The following is a 20533-nucleotide window of genomic DNA, read 5'->3' as shown; positions in this document are numbered from 1 at the left end:
GTGATGGGTGCGCTCCCTCAGGAGGCGGCACCCGGCCTGTCCACCAGTTCGATCTGGTCCACCGCGTTGCACCAACGACAGCGGACCGACTCGATGGTCTCACTGACCACCTCCCGCTCCTCGACACTCGACTCACCGGCCAGGTCGAGGTGGACGTACTCCACGACCTTGGAGGAGCGGGTCACGTCGAAGCGCGTGAGATTGCCGCACAGCGTGCAGCGCCAGCGGGTCCCGTCCGTCGGCAGGGGAACCGTCGTCATCGTTGCGTCCTCTTTCGTCGTCTCCAGGAGTCCGCGCCGGGCGCGCCGCCGCGACTCCACCTGTCTACGTCAAGGATCTCGCGGTGCGCCGTCGAACTGCGGAAGTCCTGGCGTAACCCTACGGCCTCGCGTATAAGCATCGACACGGCGAGGCGCTCCGTCATGTTCTCGGCCGGTACGCCATGCTCTGCACATGATCGAGTGGCGGCAGGCCGACTGGCGGACCACGGCCAGGAGGATCCGGGACGCCGCGGCGGCCGGCGGCGCCCCGGTCACGTACGGACTGATCGGCGCCTGCGGGGTGATCTTCCTGATCAGTCCGCTCTCCGGGTTCGGTGGCGACGCCTACCGGAGCGAGGACGCGCTGCTCGCCGCGCAGGCGGGGTACTTCGAGCGGTGGGGGGTTATCCCCGCGGAGCTGTGGGAGGGCTCCGCCCATGCGCTGGTCACGCCGTTCACCGCGCTGTTCGTGCACGGCAGCTGGCTGCACCTGCTGGGGAACCTGCTGTTCCTGTACGTGTTCGGCGCGATGGCCGAGGAGCGCATGGGCCGAGCGCAGTTCGCGCTGTTCTACATGGGCTGCGGCTATGTGGCCCTGGTCTGCTACGCGGCGGCACACGCGGACTCCGAGCAGACGCTGGTCGGGGCGTCGGGGGCGATCTCCGCGGTGCTCGGCGCGTTCCTCCGCCTCTTCCCCAAGGCCAGGGTGACCAGCCTGTTCCCGTTCCTCTTCTTCCTGCCGCTGCGCTTCCCGGCCTGGATCGTGCTGGTCTTCTGGTTCGCTCTCCAGTGGGCGGCGCAGGAGGCGGGCAGCGGGCCCGGGGTGGCGTATCTGGCGCATGTGGCGGGGTTCGCGGTCGGGTTCCTGTACGCCTGGGTGCGCTATCGGGGTGGGGCTAGAGTGAAGGTTCCAGCCACCGAGGGAGACAGCCAGCCGTGATCACCGCGATCGTGCTCATCAGGACCAGCGTGGACCGGATTCCGGAGATCGCCGAAGCCATCGCCGCGCTGGACAGTGTCAGCGAGGTCTTCTCCGTCACCGGCACCTACGACCTGATCGCCATGGTCCGGGTGGCCAAGCACGACGACCTCGCCGATGTCATCCCCGGCCGGATCAGCAAGATCCCGGGCGTCGAGGGCACCGACACCCACGTGGCGTTCCGTACGTACTCCCAGCACGACCTGGAAGCGGCCTTCGCCATCGGCCTCGACGCGTAGGCACACCGGCGACGCACCTCGGCCGGGGACAGGCAGCGCGCCCGTCCCCGGCCGAGGTGTTTCATCAGGACGTGTCTCCGACCTGGGCGGCCACGGGGGTGTCCTGTCGGTCGGGCCGGATCATGGAGCGAAGTCCGGTGCCGTGCATCGCAAGGCGGAGGAGGGGGTCGGACGGGGCCTCCCCTGCTCGAGCGGAGCCGCGAGCTCGGGGAAGGAGCCATGGCGAGTGACGACGACGCGGCGAGGCGCGGCACCAGACCCCGCGAGCCCGGCATGACACCTCCTGGTGCCGTGACAGGCGGCGTCTGGCACGCACGCTCGCCGCGTTGTCGGGATCACCCCGATACATCCGGTATCGGGGCGACCCTCCGCCTTGCGATCGCACGCACTTTCGAAACACGCCCTAGCCGCGGTCCGGGACGCAACGGCCGTCCTCGGTGCGGTAGTTCCACCGGGCGCCCTCGCGGACCAGCTCGGAGACAGCGCGCAGGAACCGGTCGATGTGCTCGTCGGGCGTACCGGCCCCGAAGCTGACGCGGATCGCGTTGAGCGACCTCTCGCCCGGCTCGGCCTCCGGCGCGCCGCACTCCCCCGGGTCCCGCGGGTCGCTGCCGAGCAGGGTGCGCACCAGCGGGTGGGCGCAGAAGAGGCCGTCGCGCACGCCAATGCCGTATTCGGCGGAGAGGGCGGCGGCGAAGTGCGAGCTGTTCCAGCCGCGCACGACGAAGGAGATGACGCCGACCCGGGGCGCGTCGTCGCCGAACAACGAGAGCACCTGCACCTCGGGCACCTCGGCGAGCCCCTTGCCGACCCGGCTCACCAGTTCCTGCTCCCGGGCCACCAGGCCGTCGAAGCCCGCCTCGGTCAGGGCCCTGCAGGCGGAGGCGATGGAGTAGACGCCGATGACGTTGGGCGAACCGGCCTCGTGGCGGGCGGCCGTGGTGTGCCAGTCGACGTCCACGCCGCCGTCGGCGCGCCGGGCGACCTTGCGGGACGCGCCGCCGCCGGCGAGGTACGGCTCGGCCGCCTGGAGCCAGTCGGCGCGGCCGGCCAGGACCCCGGAGCCGAAGGGCGCGTACAGCTTGTGTCCGGAGAACGCGACCCAGTCGACGTCCAGTTCGGCGATGTCCACGGGGTGGTGCGGGGCGAGCTGGGCGGCGTCCAGGACGATGCGGGCGCCGTGCGCGTGGGCGGCGGCGGCCAGTTCCTTCACGGGCCACAGCTCGCCGGTCACGTTTGAGGCACCGGTGACGCAGACGAGGGCGGGGCCGTAGGGGTCGCGGTCGGCGAGCGCGCGCTCCAGGGTCTCGACGGCCTGGGCCGGGGTCCGGGGCGCGTTGAGGTAGGTGACCTGGGCGTCGCGCCAGGGCAGCAGGGACGCGTGGTGCTCGGTCTCGTACACGAAGACCTGGCAGTCGGCGGGGATCGCGGCGGCCAGCAGGTTGAGGGAGTCGGTCGTGGAGCGGGTGAAGACCACCTGGTCCTCCGCGCGGCAGCCGAGGAAGTCCGCGACCGTGCGGCGGCTGTTCTCGAAGAGGTCGGTGGAGAGCTGCGAGAGGTAGCCGGCGCCGCGGTGGACGCTGCCGTAGTACGGGGCGTACGCGGCGACGTCGTCCCAGACCCGCTGGAGGGCCGGCGCGCTGGCGGCGTAGTCGAGCGGGGCGTAGGTGACCTCACCGCCGGTGACGAGCGGGACGGTGACGTTCTGCCCCAGAACGGGCAGCGGGGCACAAACCGACGAGTCGAGGGCAGCGGTAGGGACAGACAGGGGCATCCGCATACTGGATGTATGTGGATGTTCCGACAACGCGGCGAGGTGCCGTAGCTGTCGTCGTGCGCCCGCCGGGAATTGCGGGACAGCCCTTAACGCATTCGCTTGCTCACAAGAGGCTCCCTGGGGACCAGGACCCCGGGGGCTGGCATCCGCTGGATGCCGAGGGGCCCGCGCTTGCCGCAGACCTCGCTGCCTACGGCCTGGTCTTCACCCGGGGCACCCCGCCACGGACGGAGGGTTGCCGGACAGCGGGCCGGGGCCGTAGTCGCTGTCACTCATGACCTGCGCAGCATTTTGCCATACGTGTGCACACGCGCAAGGGCGCGGTCCGGCATCCGGAACGCGCCCTGCCACACCGTGTGCTCCGGGGGTGTCTCTCCGGCGCGCTCAGGCGTTGCTGGCCGCGATCCAGCGCTCCAGGGCCCGCTTGGCGGCCCCTGAGTCGATGGCCTCGGCCGCGACGAGGATCTTCGCCGCGAGCTGCTCGGTCAGCGTGCCGGGGCCCGGGTCGAGGGCGACCAGGGCCGCCGCCGAGTTGAGCAGCACCGCCTCGCGGACCGCACCGCCCTCGCCGTCCAGCAGCCGGCGGGCCACATCGGCGTTGTACGAGGCGTCGGCGCCGCGCAGCGCCTCGACGGGGACGATGGGCAGCCCGACGTCGCGCGGGTCGAAGGGCTCCTCGCGGACCGCGCCGTCGCGGACCACCCAGACCCGGGAGGTGGCGGTGGTGGTCAGCTCGTCGAGCCCGTCGTCGCCGCGGAAGACCAGGGCGGAGTTGCCCCGGTCGGCGAGGACACCCGCGACGATGGGCGCCATCCGGGCGTCGGCGACACCGACCGCCTGGGCGCGGACCTGGGCCGGGTTGGTGAGGGGGCCCAGGATGTTGAACGTGGTCTGCGCGCCGAGTTCCTTGCGGGCCTTGGCGGCGTACCGCAGGGCGGGGTGGAACTTCACGGCGAAGCAGAAGGTGATGCCCGCCTGTTCGGCGACCTCGACCACCCGCTTCGGGGTCAGCTCCAGGTTGACGCCGAGCTTCTCCAGCACGTCGGAGGAGCCGCTCGCGGAGGAGGCGGCGCGGTTGCCGTGCTTGACGACCTTGGCGCCGGTGCCGGCGATGACGATCGCGGACATGGTCGAGATGTTGACCGTCTTGGCGAGGTCGCCGCCGGTGCCGACGATGTCGACGGTGCGGCCAGGCACATGGATGGTGTTGGCGTGCGCGTACATCGCGCGGACCAGTCCGGTGACCTCGTCGACGGTCTCGCCCTTGGCCCGCAGCGCGACGGCGAACCCGGCGATCTGCGCGTCGGTGGCCTCGCCGCTCATGATGCGGTCCATGGCCCAGGCGGTCTCCTCGGAGCTGAGGTCCTCGCCGCGCAGCAGGGGGTTCAGGAGGCCGGGCCAGGAACGGTCCGCCACGCTGTCGCCGCCGTTCGGGGTCACAACGTTCATGGTCCGCTCCAGGGTCCACAGCCGGTCAGGAAAGATGGCTCCACCCTATCCAGCCGGGGGGGACCGCGAAGAGCCCCGTCCATCGAATGGACGGGGCTCTCACGGTGGCGATCAGGTCGGGCGATCAGTGGTGGCCGTGGCCCTCGCTGATCTCCTTGTACTCCTCGGGGGTGGCCTTGGGGATCTGGTTCCCCTCGGCGAAGTACCCCTTGCTGAGCTTGGCGCGCAGCTTCTGCACCGGGGAGATCTTGCGCTTGACACCGTTCTCGTCGACCTCGGGGCCGAGTTCGAGCGGCTGGTACTGCTCGTGCGCCGTGAGCGTGTGCAGCTGCTCGGGGCTGAGCGGCTCGTGGACCTCCACGAACTCACCGTGCGGCAGGCGCTTGATGATGCCGGTCTCGCGACCGTGCAGCACCTTCTCCCGGTCGCGGCGCTGGAGGCCGAGGCAGATCCGCTTGGTGACGATGAACGCGATGACCGGTCCGGCGAAGAAGAAGATCCGGACGAACCAGGTGATCGAGTTGATCGACAGGTGGAAGTGCGTGGCCCACAGGTCGTTACCACCGCCGACGAGGCCGATGAAGTACGCCGTGATCCAGGCGACGCCGAAGCCCGTACGGGTCGGGGCGTTGCGCGGGCGGTCCAGGATGTGGTGCTCGCGCTTGTCGCCGGTGATCCAGGACTCGACGAACGGGTACACCGCGATCGCGGTGAGGACCACGCCGAAGCCGACCAGCGGGATGAAGACGCCCAGGGCGAGCGTGTGACCCCACAGGTTGATCTCCCAGCCCGGCATCACACGGACCAGACCCTCGGCGAAGCCCATGTACCAGTCGGGCTGGGCGCCGGTGGACACCTGGTCGACACGGTACGGACCGAGCGCCCAGATCGGGTTGATCGTGGCGATGGCCGAGATGACCGCGATGACGCCGAAGACGAGGAAGAAGAACCCTCCGGCCTTCGCCATGTACACGGGCAGCAGCGGCATGCCGACGACGTTCTTGTTGGTCCGGCCGGGACCCGCGAACTGCGTGTGCTTGTGGTAGAAGACCAGGATCAGGTGCGCCACCAGCAGGCCGAGCATGATGCCCGGCAGCAGCAGGATGTGGATCGAGTAGAACCGGGCCACGAAGTCGTGGCCGGGGAACTCGCCGCCGAACAGGAACATCGAGATGTACGTACCGACGATCGGCACGGACAGGATCGCGCCCTGGGTGAAGCGGACACCCGTACCGGAGAGCAGGTCGTCCGGGAGGGAGTAGCCGGTGAACCCGGTGAACATGCCGAGCACGAACAGCAGGAAGCCGAAGAGCCAGTTGATCTCGCGCGGCTTGCGGAAGGCGCCCGTGAAGAAGACGCGCATCATGTGCACGAACATGGCGGCCAGGAAGATCAGCGCGGCCCAGTGGTGGATCTGCCGCACGAGCAGACCACCGCGGACCTCGAAGCTGATCTTCAGGGTCGAGGCGTAGGCCTCGGACATCCGGATGCCCTGCATGGGCTCGTACGGACCGTGGTAGACGATCTCGCCCATGCTCGGCTGGAAGAACAGCGTCAGGTACACACCCGTGAGGATGATGACGATGAAGCTGTAGAGCGCGACCTCACCGAGCATGAAGGACCAGTGGTCCGGGAAGATCTTGCGCATGTTGGCCTTGGCCAGGCCGTAGATGCCCAGTCGGCCGTCCGCCCAGTCGGCCACCCGCTCGCCGGCCGGAGCCTTGCGTGCGCCCGCCGGTTCGGCGGCGGAGGGGTTCTTTGTCGCAGTACTCATCCGCGCTCCCAGAAGGCAGCACCGACGGGCTCGTCGAAGTCGCCGAGCGCCTCGAGGTTGCCCTCGCTGTTGACACCGATCCGCAGCTGCGGAAGGGGGTGGCCGGCCGGACCGAAGATGACGCGAGCGCCGTCGGAGAGGTCGAAGGTGGACTGGTGGCACGGGCAGAGCACGTGGTGCGTCTGCTGCTCGTACAGGCTGATCGGGCAGCCGACGTGGGTGCAGATCTTGGAGAACGCGACGATGCCCTCGTGGGCCCAGTCCCGCTGGCGCTTGTCCTTGATGTCGTCCGGCTCGATGCGGACGATCATCAGGGCCGCCTTGCCCATCTGCGTCTGGAAGTCGTGCGACTCCGGGTCGAGACCCTCGGGCATGGCGAAGGCCAGCGACCCGACAGTGATGTGCTCGGGGCGCAGCGGCTTCATCGTGTTCATGTTGATGAGCTGTTTGCCCTCGGCCCACAGGGTGGTCCGGAGCTTCTTCTCCGGCAGCGGACCGAGGTCGCGCAGCAGGACCACACCGGAGAGCGGCACCAGGGCCAGCGCGCCGAACATGGTGTTGCGGATCAGCTTGCGCCGGCCGATCGCGGACTCCTCGGCGCCGGCCTTGAAGTCGGCCAGGACCTGGGCCTTGACCTCGGGCTCGGCCTCGATCGGGTGCCGGTCGGCGGCGACCTCGACGTCGGACATCAGGGTGCGCGCCCAGTGGACGGCTCCCGCTCCGATGAAGAAGAGCGCTGCGCCCAGGGTGAGACCCAGGGAGAAGTTGAGCGCGCTCACATGGCCGAAGGGCCAGATGTAGACGATCTTGTCCACCGGGAAGATGACGTAGGAGGCGATGAAGCCCACCGTCGCCAGCATCGAGAGGGTGAACATGAACGCGACGGCGCGCTCCGAGCGGTTCGCGGCGCGTTCGTCGAGGTCCTGGATGCGCGGCTGGTGGGCCGGCAGCCCCGGGTCGGCGAACGGGTCATCCGTACGCTCCACCGCGCCGTGCGCGGTCTCCTGCACCACGGGCAGGCTGTCTTCTGGAATCTGTTGGCTACTCATGACTTCTTGGCCTTAGCGGTGTGGGCCGCGACCCAAACGGCGACTGCGACGAGCGCGCCGAGTCCGAAGATCCAGGCGAACAGACCTTCGCTGACCGGACCGAGACCGCCGAGGGCCAGGCCGCCGGGGCTCTCCGTCTCGTCACCGTTCACGGACTCGATGTACGCGATGATGTCCTTCTTCTCCTGCTCCGGCATCGTCGTGTCGGGGAAGGAGGGCATGCTCTGCGGGCCGGTCTGCATGGCCTCGTAGATGTGCTTCGGGCTCACGCCTTCGAGGTCAGGTGCGTACTTGCCCTCCGTGAGGGCGCCGCCCTTACCGGTGAAGTTGTGGCACTGGGCGCAGTTGGTGCGGAACAGTTCGCCACCGTTGGCGACGTCCGCGCCGGACGGGTCGACCTGCTTGTCGGTCGGCGTGACCGGACCGGCGCCGAGCGACGCGATGTACGCCGCGAGCTGGTCGATCTCCGCCTGGGTGTAGATGACCTTCTTCTTCGGTACCTGGGCGCCCGGCTGCTGCGCGGGCATACGGCCCGTACCGACCTGGAAGTCGACGGCGGCGGAGCCCACGCCCACGAGGGACGGCCCGTCGGTGGTGCCCTGACCGCCGGTTCCGTGGCAGCTGGCGCAGCCTACGGAGTAGAGCTTCTTGCCCTCTTCGATGGCGAGGGACTGGGCGGTTTCATCGGCCTGCGCCTTGCCCGCAGGCGCAAACGCGGCGTACAGCCCCCCGGTAGCCGCCAGCGCGAGGAGTAGTACGACGACCGCCGCCAGCGGATGGCGTCGTCGTGCGGAGAGCTTTTTCACGGATTACCCCGGTGTCAGGATCTTCTGCGTCGATGGTGGGCGGGTGCGAGTCCCGGTTACTTGATCATGTAGATCGTTGCGAACAGGCCGATCCATACGACATCGACGAAGTGCCAGTAATAGGACACGACGATGGCTGCGGTGGCCTGATCGTGGGTGAACCTCTTGGCCGCGTACGTTCTGCCGAGGACCAGCAGGAAGGCGATGAGACCGCCTGTCACGTGCAGACCATGGAAGCCGGTGGTCAGGTAGAACACCGAGCCGTACGGGTCGGACGACAGGGAGAGCCCCGCGTCCTTGACCAGCTCGGTGTACTCCAGGACCTGGCCGCCGATGAAGATCGCACCCATCACGAACGTGATGATGAACCAGGTGCGGAGCTTCTTCACATCGCCCCGCTCCGCGGCGAAGACGCCGAGCTGGCAGGTGAGTGAGGAGAGCACCAGGATCGTGGTGTTCGTAGCCGAGAACGGGAAGTTCAGATGGCCGGCCATCTCCTTCCAGTAATCGGGTCCCATCACCGATCGCAGGGTGAAGTACATCGCGAAGAGGGCCGCGAAGAACATCAGCTCGGAACTCAACCAGATGATGGTTCCGACGCTGGTGAGGTTCGGCCGATTGACCGACGGGTGCGCGTGCCCGGTTTCTACTGTCGTTGCTGTCGCCACGACCGACATTATGTCGGTCGCTTATCCCGCCCTCACCCCGGGGGGTGCCGTTCGGTGTGTCCGTACCGTCTGCAGGGGTCGCACCCTGCGCCGAACGGCCCATCGAATCGTCGTCGTTACCGGTGCTGACGGCCGGTCGGGCGGAGTACGATCCGCGCATCGGTTCATGCCCCGAGAGCCCCGACGACGTCGATGTCACGGAGGAACAATGCAGGCGACCGCCACGGTCCTGGTCTACAGCGACGACGCCAACATCCGCGAGCAGGTGAGGCTGGCAGCCGGTCGCAGGCCTGCCGCCGACGTCCCACCCGTGGAGTTCCTGGAGTGCGCGACGCTTCCGGCCGTCCTCGCGGCGCTGGACAAGGGCGGCGTCGACGTCTGTGTGCTGGACGGGGAGACAGCTCCCATCGGCGGCATGGGCGTCTGCCGCCAGATCAAGGACGAGATCTTCCACTGCCCGCCGGTGCTCCTGCTGATCGGCCGCCCGCAGGACGCGTGGCTGGCCACCTGGAGCCGCGCGGAGGCCGCTGTGACGCTTCCGGTGGACCCCGTGGAGTTCGCCGACGCGCTGGCGGCGCTGCTGCGCGACCGGCTCGCCGTAGAGGCCTGAGCGGCCCCCGTGCCCCGCTGAGGGCCGTCCCGGGCAGCGGGGCACCCTCCTCGGCCCGGGTCAGACGTGGGGACGCAGCCGGGCGGCCTGGAGGGACTGCGGGCTGTCCGGCGCCCCTTCGTGGAGGGCGCTGCCCTTCTGCCACTTCTCCCAGGACAGGTTCCAGTCACCGAACCCGTTGTCGAACGGGGTCATGTCCTCGCCCGCGCTGCCGACGACCTTGACGATGTCGCCCTGACGCACGGTGTCGAAGAACCACTCGGCGTTGCCGGTGCTCATGCCGGTGCAGCCGTGGCTGACGTTGGCGTTGCCCTGGGAGCCGGCGGACCAGGGGGCGGCGTGGACGTACTCGCCGCTCCAGGTCACCCGGGTGGCCCAGTAGACCGGCAGGTCGTACGACTCCGGGGAGCCGGCGGCGATGCCGATGCTCTCCCCGCGCATGCGTACGAACTGCTCCTTGGCGAGGACCACCTTGACCCCGTTGCGGGTGGAGAAGCCGGGCTTCCCGGTGGTGACCGGAATGGTCTTGATCACTTCTCCGTTGCGCAGCACCGTCATGGAGTGGTCCGAGGCGTCGGTGATGGCCTCGATCCGGTCGCCCGTGGCGAGCTTGAGGGGCTTGGCCTCGGCACCGTAGAGGGCGTTGGTCACTTTGATGCCTGCCAGGTTGGAGCGCACCTCGATGGTGGCGTTCGCGGGCCAGTACTCCTTCGGGCGGTAGTGCAGGTTCTTGTCGTCGACCCAGTACCAGGAGCCGGTGACCGCCGGGCTGGAGCGGACCTTCAGGGCGCGCTCGACGGTGGCCCGGGCCGCCTTGTCGGTGATCGGAGCGCTGAGTTCCGCCGTGACGGGCTGTCCGACGCCGTAGGTGCCCGCCTGCGGGCCGAAGGAGACCTTCAGCAGCCTCTTGGGCGAGGAGGTGTCGAAGGAGAGCGTACGGACGCCTGGGGCGCCGTCGCTGTTCTCCGTTGCGACCCTGACCGTGTATCCGGTGCCGGCCGCGAGCGGGGCGGTGGAGCGCCAGCGCTTCCCGTCGGCGGAGAGCTCTCCCGCGAGGTGGCGGCCGCCGGTGTCCACGGCGCTGACGTCGGTGATGCGCCCGTCGTCACCCTTGACGGTGACTTCCAGGGGCTTGTCGGGGTCGGCCTTCTGCTTCTTGGAGGGGCCGTTGAAGGAGACCTGGTCGCCCGCGTCGTAAGGCTTCGTCGAGAGCGGGTGGCCGTCGGGCGAGCCACATGCGGTCGCACCCGCGGCGAGGGTCACGACCAGCAGGGTGCAGCTCACTACGGTGCGGATGCGCGGCGTGTGGTTCATGCGGTCCACGCTAGGAAGGTTCGTCCGTTCCAGCGCGTTCAGTGACTGCAAACGAGCGAAGGGCCCGCGTCGCTGTCGGCGATGCGGGCCCTTCGTGGTGTAGCGCGTGTCACCCGTGGTGCGGTGTCACGGAGTGCGGTGTCACTGGGTGCGGTTCTCGCCCCGGTAGTACTCGAAGACCCAGCCGAAGAGGCCGATCAAGAGCAGGGGTGCGGAGAAGTACAGGAGCCACCAGCCGAAGACGACGCCCATGAAGGCGAAGGCTCCGCCGACCGCCAGCGAGAGCGGCTGCCAGCTGTGCGGGGAGAAGAACCCCAGCTCGCCCGCCTCGTCGGCGACGTCGGCTTCCTTGTTGTCCTGGGCCATCGCGTCGACCCGGTTGGCCGTGAAGGCCAGGTAGAAGCCGATCATGATGGACAGCCCGAAGGCCAGGAAGAGCGCCGTGGTGCCGACCGGCTCCTTCGACCACAGGCCGTACGCGACGGCCACGGCGAGCATGAAGACGCTCAGCCAGATGAACATCTGTCCCTGGATCTTCACTTGCCTGCCTCCTTGCCGCCGGCGAGGGCCTTGTCCGACTCGGAGAGGTGATCGAGCTGTTCGAGCGCCGTGATCTCCGGGTGGTGCAGGTCGAACGCCGGGGATTCGGAACGGATCCGCGGCAGCGTGAGGAAGTTGTGCCGCGGCGGCGGGCAGGAGGTCGCCCACTCCAGCGAACGGCCGTAGCCCCACGGGTCGTCGACCTCGATCTTCTTGCCGTACTTCGCGGTCTTCCAGACGTTGTAGAAGAACGGGAGCATCGACAGGCCGAGCAGGAACGAGGCGATCGTCGAGATCGTGTTCAGCGCGGTGAAGCCGTCGGCGTCGAGATAGTCCGCGTAACGACGCGGCATGCCCTCGGCACCGAGCCAGTGCTGCACCAGGAACGTGCCGTGGAAGCCCACGAACAGCGTCCAGAACGTGATCTTGCCGAGCCGCTCGTCCAGCATCTTGCCGGTGAACTTCGGCCACCAGAAGTGGAATCCGGCGAACATCGCGAAGACCACGGTGCCGAAGATGACGTAGTGGAAGTGCGCGACGACGAAGTACGAGTCCGAGACGTGGAAGTCCATCGGGGGCGAGGCGAGGATGACGCCGGTCAGACCACCGAAGGTGAAGGTGATCAGGAAGCCGACGGCCCAGAGCATCGGTGTCTCGAAGGACAACGAGCCCTTCCACATCGTGCCGATCCAGTTGAAGAACTTCACGCCTGTCGGCACGGCGATGAGGAACGTCATGAACGAGAAGAACGGCAACAGCACACCGCCCGTGACGTACATGTGGTGCGCCCACACCGTCACGGAAAGGCCGGCGATGGCGATCGTCGCGGAGATCAGACCGATGTAGCCGAACATCGGCTTGCGGCTGAAGACCGGGATGACCTCGGAAATGATTCCGAAGAAGGGCAACGCGATGATGTACACCTCTGGATGGCCGAAGAACCAGAAGAGGTGTTGCCAGAGCAATGCGCCGCCGTTGGCGGAGTCGAAGATGTGCGCACCGAATTTCCGGTCCGCCTCCAGCGCGAAGAGCGCGGCGGCCAGGACCGGGAAGGCCAGCAGGACCAGGACACCGGTCAGCAGGACGTTCCAGGTGAAGATCGGCATGCGGAACATCGTCATGCCGGGTGCGCGCATGCAGATGATCGTGGTGATGAAGTTGACCGAGCCGAGGATCGTACCGAAGCCGGAGAAGGCCAGACCCATGATCCACATGTCGGCATGATCCAGTTCGCGAATCCGGCGAACAGCGGCGTCGCGAACATCAGCAGCATGATCGTGCCGTGCATCGTGAACGCCTGGTTGAACTGCTCGTTCGACATGATCTGCGTGCCGGGACGGGCGAGCTCGGCGCGCATGAAGAGCGCCATGAGTCCGCCGATGCAGAAGAACGCGAACGACGTGACCAGGTAGAGCGTGCCGATCGTCTTGTGGTCAGTGGTGGTCAGCCACTTCACGACGATGTTTCCCGGCTGCTTGCGCCGCACGGGCAGCTCGTCCTCGTACGAGTCGTCTGCCGGAGCGGCACCCTGAGGTTCGTTGAGGATGCTCACAGTTGACTCTTCTCCGCATTCCTGGCCGGGTCCGTCTGCGCGATGCCTGCCGGCACGTAGCCCGTCTGACCCTTCTCAGCCAGCTCCTTGAGGTGCTGCTGGTAACGCTCCGGGGAGACGACCTTGACGTTGAAGAGCATCCGGGAGTGATCGGCGCCACAGAGTTCGGCGCACTTGCCCATGAAGGTGCCCTCCCGGGTGGGAGTGACCTCGAACGCGTTGGTGTGGCCCGGGATGACGTCCTGCTTCATGAGGAACGGCACCACCCAGAAGGAGTGGATGACGTCACGCGAAGTGAGGACGAAGCGGACCTTCTCCCCCTTCGGCAGCCACAGGGTCGGCCCCGGGTTGCCGTTCTGGGGGTTGCGGGTCCCGGGGATGCCCACGTCGTAGACGCCGCCGGCGCCCTCGGGGAAGTCCTTGCGGAACCGGTCGGGGATGGCGTCGAGCTCCTTGGGGAGCTCGGGGCCCGCTGCGGGCTGGCCGTCCACCTTCTCGATGTAGTTGAAGCCCCAGCTCCACTGGAAGCCGACCACGTTGATGGTGTGGGCGGGCTTTTCGGAGAGCTCGAGGAGCTTCGACTCATCACGTGCGGTGAAGTAGAACAGCACCGAGACGATGATGAGGGGAACCACTGTGTACAACGCCTCGATGGGCAGGTTGTACCTGGTCTGCGGAGGTACCTCCACCTTGGTCCTGCTGCGCCGGTGGAAGAAGACGCTCCAGAGGATCAGCCCCCAGACAAGGACACCCGTGATGAGCGCTGCCGCCCACGAGCCTTGCCAGAGGGAGAGGATCCGAGGGGCCTCTTCCGTTACCGGTGTGGGCATTCCGAGGCGGGGGAAATCCTCCCAGTTGTATGAACAACCGGAGGCTGTCGCCAGGACCAGGCCCGCAGTCAGCACCTGCGGCAGCTTCCGCCGCATCGGGCGCCGCGACGAGCGGTCGGAGCCGTTGGGACTCACGTAGCGCCTTCCCGAGAGTCTCGCCCGCACGGTCGGCGCGCCCGTATGTCTCTGGTCGGTCGCCGGCCCTGACGCGGGCAGGGGTTTGGATGTTTATGCGGACCAAACCCTACTGGACGCTATTTGGGGTCGCGCGGGGAGGGTGCCCAACGCGCCGCCCGAGACCCCCATGGAGTGGAATCCGGGCCTCCGGCACCCATCTGACGGCCACTCGCCCGTCCGGGAGGAGCGGCCCCCGGCGAGGTGGGACCGGGGGCGGGCTAGCGTGGCGGGGTGCCCTACTTCGATGCCGCCTCCGCCACCCCCCTGCATCCCGTCGCACGCCAGGCGCTGCTTGCCGCGCTCGACGAGGGGTGGGCCGATCCCGCCCGCCTGTACCAGGAGGGGCGGCGGGCCCGGCTGCTCCTGGACGCGGCCCGGGAGGCCGCCGCGGAGGCCGTCGGATGCCGCCCCGACGAGCTGGTCTTCACCTCGTCCGGGACGACGGCGGTGCACGCGGGAATCGCCGGGGCTCTTTCGGGGCGTCGGCGTGTCGGCCGCCATCTGGCCCTCTCGGCGGTCGAGCATTCGTCGGTGCTCCATTCGGCGGCGGCCCACGAGGCGGCGGGCGGCTCGTTCACCGAGGTCCCGGTGGACCGCTTCGGGGCGGTGGATCCGGTGGCGTACGCCGGTGCGCTGCGGGCGGACACCGCGCTGGCCTGCCTCCAGTCGGCCAACCACGAGGTGGGCACCGAGCAGCCGGTGGCCGAGGTCGCCGCGCTCTGCGCGGACGCCGGGGTGCCGCTGCTGGTGGACGCGGCCCAGTCGCTCGGCTGGGGCCCGGCCCCGGCGGGCTGGTCGCTGCTGACGGCGAGCGCGCACAAGTGGGGCGGTCCGGCCGGGGTGGGGCTGCTCGCGGTCCGCAAGGGGGTGCGCTTCGCACCCCAGGGCCCGGCCGGGGAGCGGGAGTCGGGGCGGGCGGCGGGGTTCGAGAACCTGCCGGCGATCGTGGCGGCTGCGGCCTCGCTGCGCGCGGTACGGGACGGGGCGGCGGCGGAGTCGGCGCGGCTGCGGGCCCTGGTCGACCGGATCCGGTCGGTCGTGGCCGAGCGGGTGCCCGATGTCGAGGTGGTGGGCGATCCGGAGCGGCGGCTGCCGCATCTGGTCACCTTCTCCTGTCTCTATGTCGACGGGGAGACCCTGCTGCACGAGCTGGATCGGAGGGAATTCTCCGTATCATCCGGTTCGTCCTGCACGAGCAGCACCCTGATCCCGAGCCATGTGCTCAAGGCGATGGGGGTGCTCTCGGAGGGGAACGTACGGGTGTCGCTGCCGCCGGGTGCGGCCTCGGCGGACGTGGACCGCTTCCTGGAGATCCTTCCGGGCTTGGTCGCCGACGTACGGCAACGGCTCGGGGCCCCGGTGTCCGCGCCCCCCTCCCCCGCCCCCGCCGCGTCCCTGGTGGTCGACGCGCTGGGCCGCCGCTGCCCGATTCCGGTGATCGAGCTCGCAAAGGTGATCGGGGAGGTAGCGGTGGGCGCCACGGTGACGGTGCTCGCCGACGACGAGGCGGCACGCCTGGACATCCCGGCCTGGTGCGAGATGCGGGGCCAGGAGTACGTGGGCGAGGAGCCGGCGGACCTCGGCTCGGCCTACGTGGTCCGCCGGCTCAGCTGATCAGGCCAGGTGCCGGCGGACCTCGGCGGCGGCCTCGTGGCCGTACGCCTTGGTGAAGCGGTCCATGAAGTGGGCGCGGCGCAGGGTGTACTCCTGGGTGCCGACCGTCTCGATGACCAGGGTGGCGAGCATGCAGCCGACCTGGGCGGCGCGCTCCAGGCCGACGCCCCAGGAGAGGCCGGAGAGGAAGCCGGCCCGGAAGGCGTCGCCGACGCCGGTGGGGTCGGCCTTGGTCTCCTCCTCGGGGCAGCCGACCTCGATGACCGGCTCGCCGGACCGCTCGATCCGGACACCGCGGGCGCCGAGGGTGGTGACACGGTGGCCGACCTTGGCGAGGATCTCCTCGTCGGTCCAGCCGGTCTTGGACTCGATGAGCCCCTTCTCGTACTCGTTGGAGAAGAGGTAGGTGGCGCCGTCGAGCAGGATGCGGATCTCTTCGCCGTCCATCCGCGCGATCTGCTGCGAGAAGTCCGCGGCGAACGGGATGTTCCGGGAGCGGCACTCCTCGGTGTGGCGGAGCATCGCCTCGGGGTCGTCGGCGCCGATGGAGACGAGGTCGAGGCCGCCGACGCGGTCGGCGACGCTCTTCAGCTCGATGAGGCGGGCCTCGCTCATCGCGCCCGTGTAGAAGGAGCCGATCTGGTTGTGGTCGGCGTCGGTGGTGCAGACGAAGCGGGCGGTGTGCAGTACCTCGGAGATGCGGACCGAACCGGTCTCGACACCGTGCCGGTCGAGCCAGGCGCGGTACTCGTCGAAGTCGGAGCCCGCGGCGCCGACCAGGATCGGCTTGGTGCCGAGCAGGCCCATCCCGAAGCAGACGTTGGCGGCGACACCGCCCCGGCGCACATCGAGGTTGTCGACCAGGAAGGACAGGGAGACCGTGTGCAGCTGATCCGCGACCAGCTGGTCGGCGAAGCGGCCGGGGAAGGTCATGAGGTGGTCGGTGGCGATCGAGCCGGTGACTGCAATACGCACGGGGAGGCTACTCCTGCGGAAGGCGAAGGGCCGTGAGTGCGCCCTCCGGGACGACGTGACAGTTCACGCTACCGGGTGAGCCGACGGCCAGGAAAAGGGGAAACTACCCGATAGTAGGGCTTTCTACCTGAGCGCGACCGTGGTTACGGTGCGGATATGTCGAAGCACACCGCATTGCCCGAGTCGGAATTGAGCCTGGCCGCACTTCGCGGGGACTGCGCGCGGATGGCGCCGCGCTGGACGGCGCCCGCGAAGAGCGCACCGGCCGCGCTGAAGCCGTCGCTGATCAACGGGGTGACGGTACCGCCCTCGTCGGCGCGGCTGATCGACGCGATGTCCGAGTACGGCGACTGAGGACCGGCCGGGCCGAGCCGGACGGCATCACCTTTCAGCCTTTCCGTGCGACTTCCGGCGGGAACCGTACGGTGCCCTGGCCCGGGCCGCCCCCGGGCGTGGGAACCGTACGCTCCTCCGCTCCGTCCCACCGGTGTCCCCGTCCGGGGACACGCGGTAGGCACCGCGACGGCAACGCAGTCGAAGGAGCGATCCGGTGAGCACCGAGCGACCCGACAACGACGTGACCGGCCCCCGGCGGCGGCGTCCGCCGCTCGCGGTGGCCTCGGTGGCCGCGGCCGTCCTGCTGGCCGGGAGCGGCGGGGCGTACTGGGCCTCGACCGCTTCGGGCGGCGGCGGCGCGGCGGACAGCGGTGCGGCGGCGAAGGACTCGGCCCCCCTGCTGGCCCTGGACGCCGCGGCGGACGGCCCGGGCAGCGCCTCCTCGCCCTCGGACACCCCTCCCCCGGGCATCGCCCCCGGCGAACCGGACCCGGGCGGCCCGTCCGTGATCTACCGGGCGGCGGGCGAACTCCCGGACGGCCCGGACGAGGCGGCGGTGCACCACGCCAAGGGCACGGTGGCGGCGGCCGATGTCGCCCGGCTGGCGAAGGCGCTGGGCATCCCGGGCTCGCCGCGCACCGAGGGCGCGTCCTGGGTGGTCGGCGACGACGACGGCCCCGGCGCGCTCCTGAAGGTGACGAAGCAGTCCCCGGGCACCTGGACGTTCGCCCGCACCACCCCGTCCAAGCCGTGCGAGCCGGGGAAGATGTGCGCGAACGGGCCCACGGAGCCGGGCGGCGACCCGGTGAGCGAGAAGGCCGCGAAGGCGGCCGCGGTCCCGGTGCTCAAGGCGGCCGGGCAGGACGGCGCGGCGCTGAACGCGGGCCAGCTGATGGGCGACGTCCGCGTGGTGAACGCCGATCCGAAGATCGACGGGCTCCCGACGTACGGCTGGTCGACGGGCGTCCAGGTGGGCCCGGACGGCGAGGTGACCGGCGGCAGCGGACATCTGAAGGCGCTGGAGAAGGGCCACACCTACCCGGCGGTCGGCGCGGACGAGGCGCTGAAGCAGCTGAACGCGGCGAGCAGGGGAAAGGGCGACGCCGACCGGGACATCGGCGGCTGCGCCACTCCCGTACCGCTGGAGGGCGAGCCGAAGCCCTCGGACCCGCAGTGCGTGCCGTCGAACGGCAAGCGGGCTCCGGTGACGCGGACGGTCGAGGACGCGGTGTTCGGTCTCGCGCTGAACTACGTGGACGGCCGGCAGACGCTGGTGCCGTCCTGGCTGTTCACGGTCCGGCAGGCCCCGGGCGGCCCGGAGCACATCGTCACGCAGGTCGCCGTGGACCCGGAGTTCATCGAGAAGCCGGATACGCCGACGCCCTCCGGTGACCGGAAGGTGACCTCGTACGGCGCGGACGGGCGGACCCTTGAGGTGACGTTCTGGGGCGGCGTGTGCAGTACGTACACGGCGAGCGCGGAGGAGAGTGCGGGCCAGGTGCGGATCTCGGTCACGGAGAAGCCGCAGGAGGGCAAGAAGGCCTGCATCATGATCGCCAAGGAGCTGACCCGGACGGTGACGCTGGAGAAGCCGCTGGGCGACCGCACGGTGATCGACGCGGCGTCGGGCGGTGCGGTGCCGCGCGCCTGACGGCGGGAGCGGCGACGGACGGGCATACGGCGGCGGCCCCGGGATTCCTTCCCGGGGCCGCCGCCGTATGCCGTGTGTTCCCGACCTCAGCGCTCAGCTGAAGGAGTCGCCGCAGGCGCAGGAGCCGGTGGCGTTCGGGTTGTCGATCGTGAAGCCCTGCTTCTCGATGGTGTCGACGAAGTCGATGGAGGCGCCGCCCAGGTACGGGGCGCTCATCCGGTCGGTGACGACCTTGACACCGTCGAAGTCCTTCACGACGTCACCGTCGAGCGAACGCTCGTCGAAGAAGAGCTGGTAGCGCAGGCCCGAGCAGCCGCCGGGCTGAACGGCGACGCGCAGCGCCAGGTCCTCGCGGCCTTCCTGCTCCAGCAGGCCCTTGACCTTGGCGGCGGCGGCGTCGGACAGGAGGATGCCGTCGCTCACGGTGGTGGTCTCGTCCGATACGGACATCTGCTTCTCTCCCGGGTTGTACGGACTGCTTGCCGACGGTTCAACCGCCAGACCCGCGGATTCATTCCGGGCCAAGCGCTTGTCTGTTCCTTTTCATGCTCGCACACCCGGCCGCCCGGGGGATGCGTCACATCGACGCTATCGGCATCGTCAAAGTGACACGAAGCGGCTATGATAGATAGCGTCAAATAGACGAAAAGGCGCGTTCGCAGAAGCGCAGAGCAGAACGCAGAGAAGAAAGGGTGCGTGACGTGACCACGGCCCAGCCCCTGGACGTACAGCCGACACCGCTCGCGCTGCTGCTGCTCGGCCGCGAGGCCGACCCGAGGAGCGAGCGCGGGGTCGAATGCCCCGGCGACCTCCCCTCCCCGTCCGACCCGGACCTGGTGGAGCGCGCCCGCGTCGCCAAGGAGAAGCTCGGGGACAGGGTGTTCGTCCTCGGCCACCACTACCAGCGCGACGAGGTCATCCAGTTCGCGGACGTCACCGGCGACTCGTTCAAGCTGGCCCGTGACGCGGCCGCGCGCCCGGAGGCCGAGTACATCGTCTTCTGCGGCGTCCACTTCATGGCCGAGTCCGCGGACATCCTGACCACGGACGCCCAGGCGGTCGTGCTGCCCGACCTCGCGGCCGGTTGCTCGATGGCCGACATGGCCACCGCCGAGCAGGTCGCCGAGTGCTGGGACGTGCTGACGGAGGCCGGGGTCGCCGACCAGGTGGTGCCCGTCTCGTACATGAACTCCTCCGCCGACATCAAGGCCTTCACCGGCAGGCACGGCGGCACGATCTGTACGTCGTCGAACGCGAAGCGGGCCCTGGAGTGGGCCTTCGAGCAGGGTGAGAAGATCCTCTTCCTCCCCGACCAGCACCTGGGCCGCAACACGGCCGTGCGGGACATGGGACTGACCCTGGAGGACTGCGTCCTCTACAACCCGCACAAGCCGGGCGGCGGACTCACCGCCGAGCAGCTGCGCGACGCGAAGATGATCCTGTGGCGCGGACACTGCTCGGTCCACGGCCGCTTCTCGGTCGAGTCGGTCGAGGACGTCCGGGCCCGCATCCCCGGGGTCAACGTGCTGGTGCACCCCGAGTGCAAGCACGAGGTCGTCGCCGCCGCGGACTACGTGGGCTCGACGGAGTACATCATCAAGGCCCTGGAGGCGGCCCCGGCCGGCTCGAAGTGGGCGATCGGTACCGAGCTGAACCTGGTCCGCCGACTGGCGAACCGTTTCGCCGCGGAGGACAAGGAGATCGTCTTCCTCGACAAGACGGTCTGCTTCTGCTCGACGATGAACCGCATCGACCTGCCGCACCTGGTCTGGACGCTGGAGTCGCTGGCCGACGGCAGGCTGGTCAACCGGATCGAGGTCGACCCGGAGACGGAGAAGTACGCGAAGCTCGCGCTGGAGCGGATGCTGGCGCTGCCGTAACGGACGCCACCCCCCGCCGGGAGCCCCGGTATGCCGCAGGTCGGCGTACCGGG

At 69.3% G+C, this 20533-nt stretch carries 19 protein-coding genes, 1 pseudogene and 1 riboswitch; of the genes and pseudogenes, 7 read left to right on the top strand and 13 right to left on the bottom strand.

All coding sequences use genetic code 11. The features are described 5' to 3' along the window. Nucleotides 1-17: 17 nt before the first annotated feature. The gene (locus IG90_RS0120815) at nt 18-260 is read right to left on the bottom strand and encodes a hypothetical protein (protein WP_015608051.1); all 243 of its coding nucleotides are present in this window, start codon (nt 258-260) and stop codon (nt 18-20) included. Nucleotides 261-453: 193 nt separating this feature from the next. On the opposite strand from IG90_RS0120815, the gene IG90_RS0120810 reads away from it, so the two are divergent. Together IG90_RS0120810 and IG90_RS0120805 are read left to right on the top strand one after the other, a co-directional pair. Further along, a complete protein-coding gene (locus IG90_RS0120810; protein WP_030586382.1) occupies nt 454-1200 on the top strand; it encodes a rhomboid family intramembrane serine protease in 747 nt (248 codons plus the stop codon). Next, nucleotides 1197-1478: an Lrp/AsnC family transcriptional regulator gene (locus tag IG90_RS0120805; protein WP_030586380.1), complete on the top strand. Its 282-nt coding sequence runs from the start codon at nt 1197-1199 to the stop codon at nt 1476-1478. The genes IG90_RS0120810 and IG90_RS0120805 overlap by 4 nt, the downstream gene beginning before the upstream one ends. A 403-nt stretch (nt 1479-1881) precedes the next feature. On the opposite strand, the gene IG90_RS0120795 is transcribed toward IG90_RS0120805, so the two are convergent. The 6 genes from IG90_RS0120795 to ctaE all read right to left on the bottom strand — a co-directional run bounded on the left by IG90_RS0120795 (nt 1882) and on the right by ctaE (nt 9010). Beyond that, nucleotides 1882-3246, bottom strand: a complete 1365-nt coding sequence (locus IG90_RS0120795) for an aminotransferase class V-fold PLP-dependent enzyme (protein WP_030586376.1) — start codon at nt 3244-3246, stop codon at nt 1882-1884. A gap of 171 nt (nt 3247-3417) precedes the next feature. Beyond that, nucleotides 3418-3535, bottom strand: a riboswitch (SAM riboswitch). A gap of 104 nt (nt 3536-3639) precedes the next feature. Then, entirely contained in the window at nt 3640-4704 is a 1065-nt protein-coding gene (gene trpD / locus IG90_RS0120790; protein ID WP_030586375.1) for an anthranilate phosphoribosyltransferase, read from the bottom strand. A gap of 124 nt (nt 4705-4828) precedes the next feature. Next, nucleotides 4829-6478, bottom strand: a complete 1650-nt coding sequence (gene qcrB / locus IG90_RS0120785) for a cytochrome bc1 complex cytochrome b subunit (protein ID WP_030586372.1) — start codon at nt 6476-6478, stop codon at nt 4829-4831. Next, on the bottom strand, nt 6475-7527 hold the full coding sequence (gene qcrA / locus IG90_RS0120780) for a cytochrome bc1 complex Rieske iron-sulfur subunit (RefSeq protein ID WP_030586369.1): 1053 nt from the start codon (nt 7525-7527) through the stop codon (nt 6475-6477). Before qcrA ends, qcrB begins: the two co-directional genes overlap by 4 nt. Then, entirely contained in the window at nt 7524-8333 is an 810-nt protein-coding gene (gene qcrC, locus IG90_RS0120775; RefSeq protein WP_030586367.1) for a cytochrome bc1 complex diheme cytochrome c subunit, read from the bottom strand. The genes qcrA and qcrC overlap by 4 nt, the downstream gene beginning before the upstream one ends. A gap of 56 nt (nt 8334-8389) precedes the next feature. Beyond that, complete coding sequence (gene ctaE, locus IG90_RS0120770; RefSeq protein WP_030086558.1) at nt 8390-9010, bottom strand: aa3-type cytochrome oxidase subunit III; 621 nt, start codon at nt 9008-9010, stop codon at nt 8390-8392. A 199-nt stretch (nt 9011-9209) separates the two neighbouring features. On the opposite strand from ctaE, the gene IG90_RS0120765 reads away from it, so the two are divergent. After that, nucleotides 9210-9611, top strand: coding sequence for a DNA-binding transcriptional response regulator (locus tag IG90_RS0120765; RefSeq protein WP_030586362.1), 402 nt, complete (start codon nt 9210-9212; stop codon nt 9609-9611). Nucleotides 9612-9671: 60 nt separating this feature from the next. Here the strand turns inward: IG90_RS0120765 and IG90_RS0120760 are convergent, their stop codons facing one another. From IG90_RS0120760 to ctaC, 4 genes and pseudogenes are all read right to left on the bottom strand, one after another. Next, nucleotides 9672-10925, bottom strand: coding sequence for a L,D-transpeptidase (locus tag IG90_RS0120760; protein ID WP_030586359.1), 1254 nt, complete (start codon nt 10923-10925; stop codon nt 9672-9674). Nucleotides 10926-11066: 141 nt separating this feature from the next. Continuing rightward, the gene (locus IG90_RS0120755) at nt 11067-11465 is read right to left on the bottom strand and encodes a cytochrome c oxidase subunit 4 (RefSeq protein WP_030586356.1); all 399 of its coding nucleotides are present in this window, start codon (nt 11463-11465) and stop codon (nt 11067-11069) included. Further along, nucleotides 11462-13017 (bottom strand): annotated as a pseudogene (locus IG90_RS39595) (cytochrome c oxidase subunit I). Before IG90_RS39595 ends, IG90_RS0120755 begins: the two are co-directional and overlap by 4 nt. Beyond that, nucleotides 13014-13982 carry an aa3-type cytochrome oxidase subunit II gene (gene ctaC, locus IG90_RS0120745; protein WP_030586353.1) on the bottom strand — a complete coding sequence of 323 codons (969 nt, stop codon included), beginning with the start codon at nt 13980-13982 and terminating at the stop codon, nt 13014-13016. Before ctaC ends, IG90_RS39595 begins: the two are co-directional and overlap by 4 nt. 273 nt (nt 13983-14255) lie before the next feature. On the opposite strand from ctaC, the gene IG90_RS0120740 reads away from it, so the two are divergent. Then, a complete protein-coding gene (locus IG90_RS0120740) occupies nt 14256-15638 on the top strand; it encodes a cysteine desulfurase/sulfurtransferase TusA family protein (RefSeq protein WP_030586350.1) in 1383 nt (460 codons plus the stop codon). On the opposite strand, the gene IG90_RS0120735 is transcribed toward IG90_RS0120740, so the two are convergent. Continuing rightward, nucleotides 15639-16613 carry a carbohydrate kinase family protein gene (locus IG90_RS0120735; protein ID WP_030586347.1) on the bottom strand — a complete coding sequence of 325 codons (975 nt, stop codon included), beginning with the start codon at nt 16611-16613 and terminating at the stop codon, nt 15639-15641. Nucleotides 16614-16769: 156 nt separating this feature from the next. On the opposite strand from IG90_RS0120735, the gene IG90_RS0120730 reads away from it, so the two are divergent. Both IG90_RS0120730 and IG90_RS0120725 read left to right on the top strand, forming a co-directional pair. Beyond that, on the top strand, nt 16770-16967 hold the full coding sequence (locus tag IG90_RS0120730; RefSeq protein ID WP_030586344.1) for a hypothetical protein: 198 nt from the start codon (nt 16770-16772) through the stop codon (nt 16965-16967). 196 nt (nt 16968-17163) lie between these two features. Continuing rightward, complete coding sequence (locus IG90_RS0120725) at nt 17164-18600, top strand: hypothetical protein (protein ID WP_030586341.1); 1437 nt, start codon at nt 17164-17166, stop codon at nt 18598-18600. Nucleotides 18601-18693: 93 nt separating this feature from the next. On the opposite strand, the gene IG90_RS0120720 is transcribed toward IG90_RS0120725, so the two are convergent. Further along, nucleotides 18694-19050 carry a HesB/IscA family protein gene (locus IG90_RS0120720; RefSeq protein ID WP_003969624.1) on the bottom strand — a complete coding sequence of 119 codons (357 nt, stop codon included), beginning with the start codon at nt 19048-19050 and terminating at the stop codon, nt 18694-18696. Nucleotides 19051-19292: 242 nt separating this feature from the next. On the opposite strand from IG90_RS0120720, the gene nadA reads away from it, so the two are divergent. Beyond that, the gene (gene nadA, locus IG90_RS0120715) at nt 19293-20480 is read left to right on the top strand and encodes a quinolinate synthase NadA (RefSeq protein WP_030586338.1); all 1188 of its coding nucleotides are present in this window, start codon (nt 19293-19295) and stop codon (nt 20478-20480) included. The last annotated feature ends 53 nt before the right edge of the window (nt 20481-20533 follow it).

The sequence above is a fragment of the Streptomyces anulatus genome (assembly GCF_000721175.1).
GTDB lineage: Bacteria > Actinomycetota > Actinomycetes > Streptomycetales > Streptomycetaceae > Streptomyces > Streptomyces anulatus_C.
Note: the sequence above shows the minus strand (reverse complement) of the source record. Positions and strands in the feature narration are given on the sequence as shown.

Coding starts and splice junctions, on each gene's coding strand:
- IG90_RS0120815 (WP_015608051.1), bottom strand. CDS start 260: ATGACGACGGTTCCCCTGCCGACGGACGGGACCCGCTGGCGCTGCACG.
- IG90_RS0120810 (WP_030586382.1), top strand. CDS start 454: ATGATCGAGTGGCGGCAGGCCGACTGGCGGACCACGGCCAGGAGGATC.
- trpD (WP_030586375.1), bottom strand. CDS start 4,704: ATGAACGTTGTGACCCCGAACGGCGGCGACAGCGTGGCGGACCGTTCC.
- qcrB (WP_030586372.1), bottom strand. CDS start 6,478: ATGAGTACTGCGACAAAGAACCCCTCCGCCGCCGAACCGGCGGGCGCA.
- qcrA (WP_030586369.1), bottom strand. CDS start 7,527: ATGAGTAGCCAACAGATTCCAGAAGACAGCCTGCCCGTGGTGCAGGAG.
- ctaE (WP_030086558.1), bottom strand. CDS start 9,010: ATGTCGGTCGTGGCGACAGCAACGACAGTAGAAACCGGGCACGCGCAC.
- IG90_RS0120765 (WP_030586362.1), top strand. CDS start 9,210: ATGCAGGCGACCGCCACGGTCCTGGTCTACAGCGACGACGCCAACATC.
- IG90_RS0120760 (WP_030586359.1), bottom strand. CDS start 10,925: ATGAACCACACGCCGCGCATCCGCACCGTAGTGAGCTGCACCCTGCTG.
- IG90_RS0120730 (WP_030586344.1), top strand. CDS start 16,770: ATGTCGAAGCACACCGCATTGCCCGAGTCGGAATTGAGCCTGGCCGCA.
- IG90_RS0120720 (WP_003969624.1), bottom strand. CDS start 19,050: ATGTCCGTATCGGACGAGACCACCACCGTGAGCGACGGCATCCTCCTG.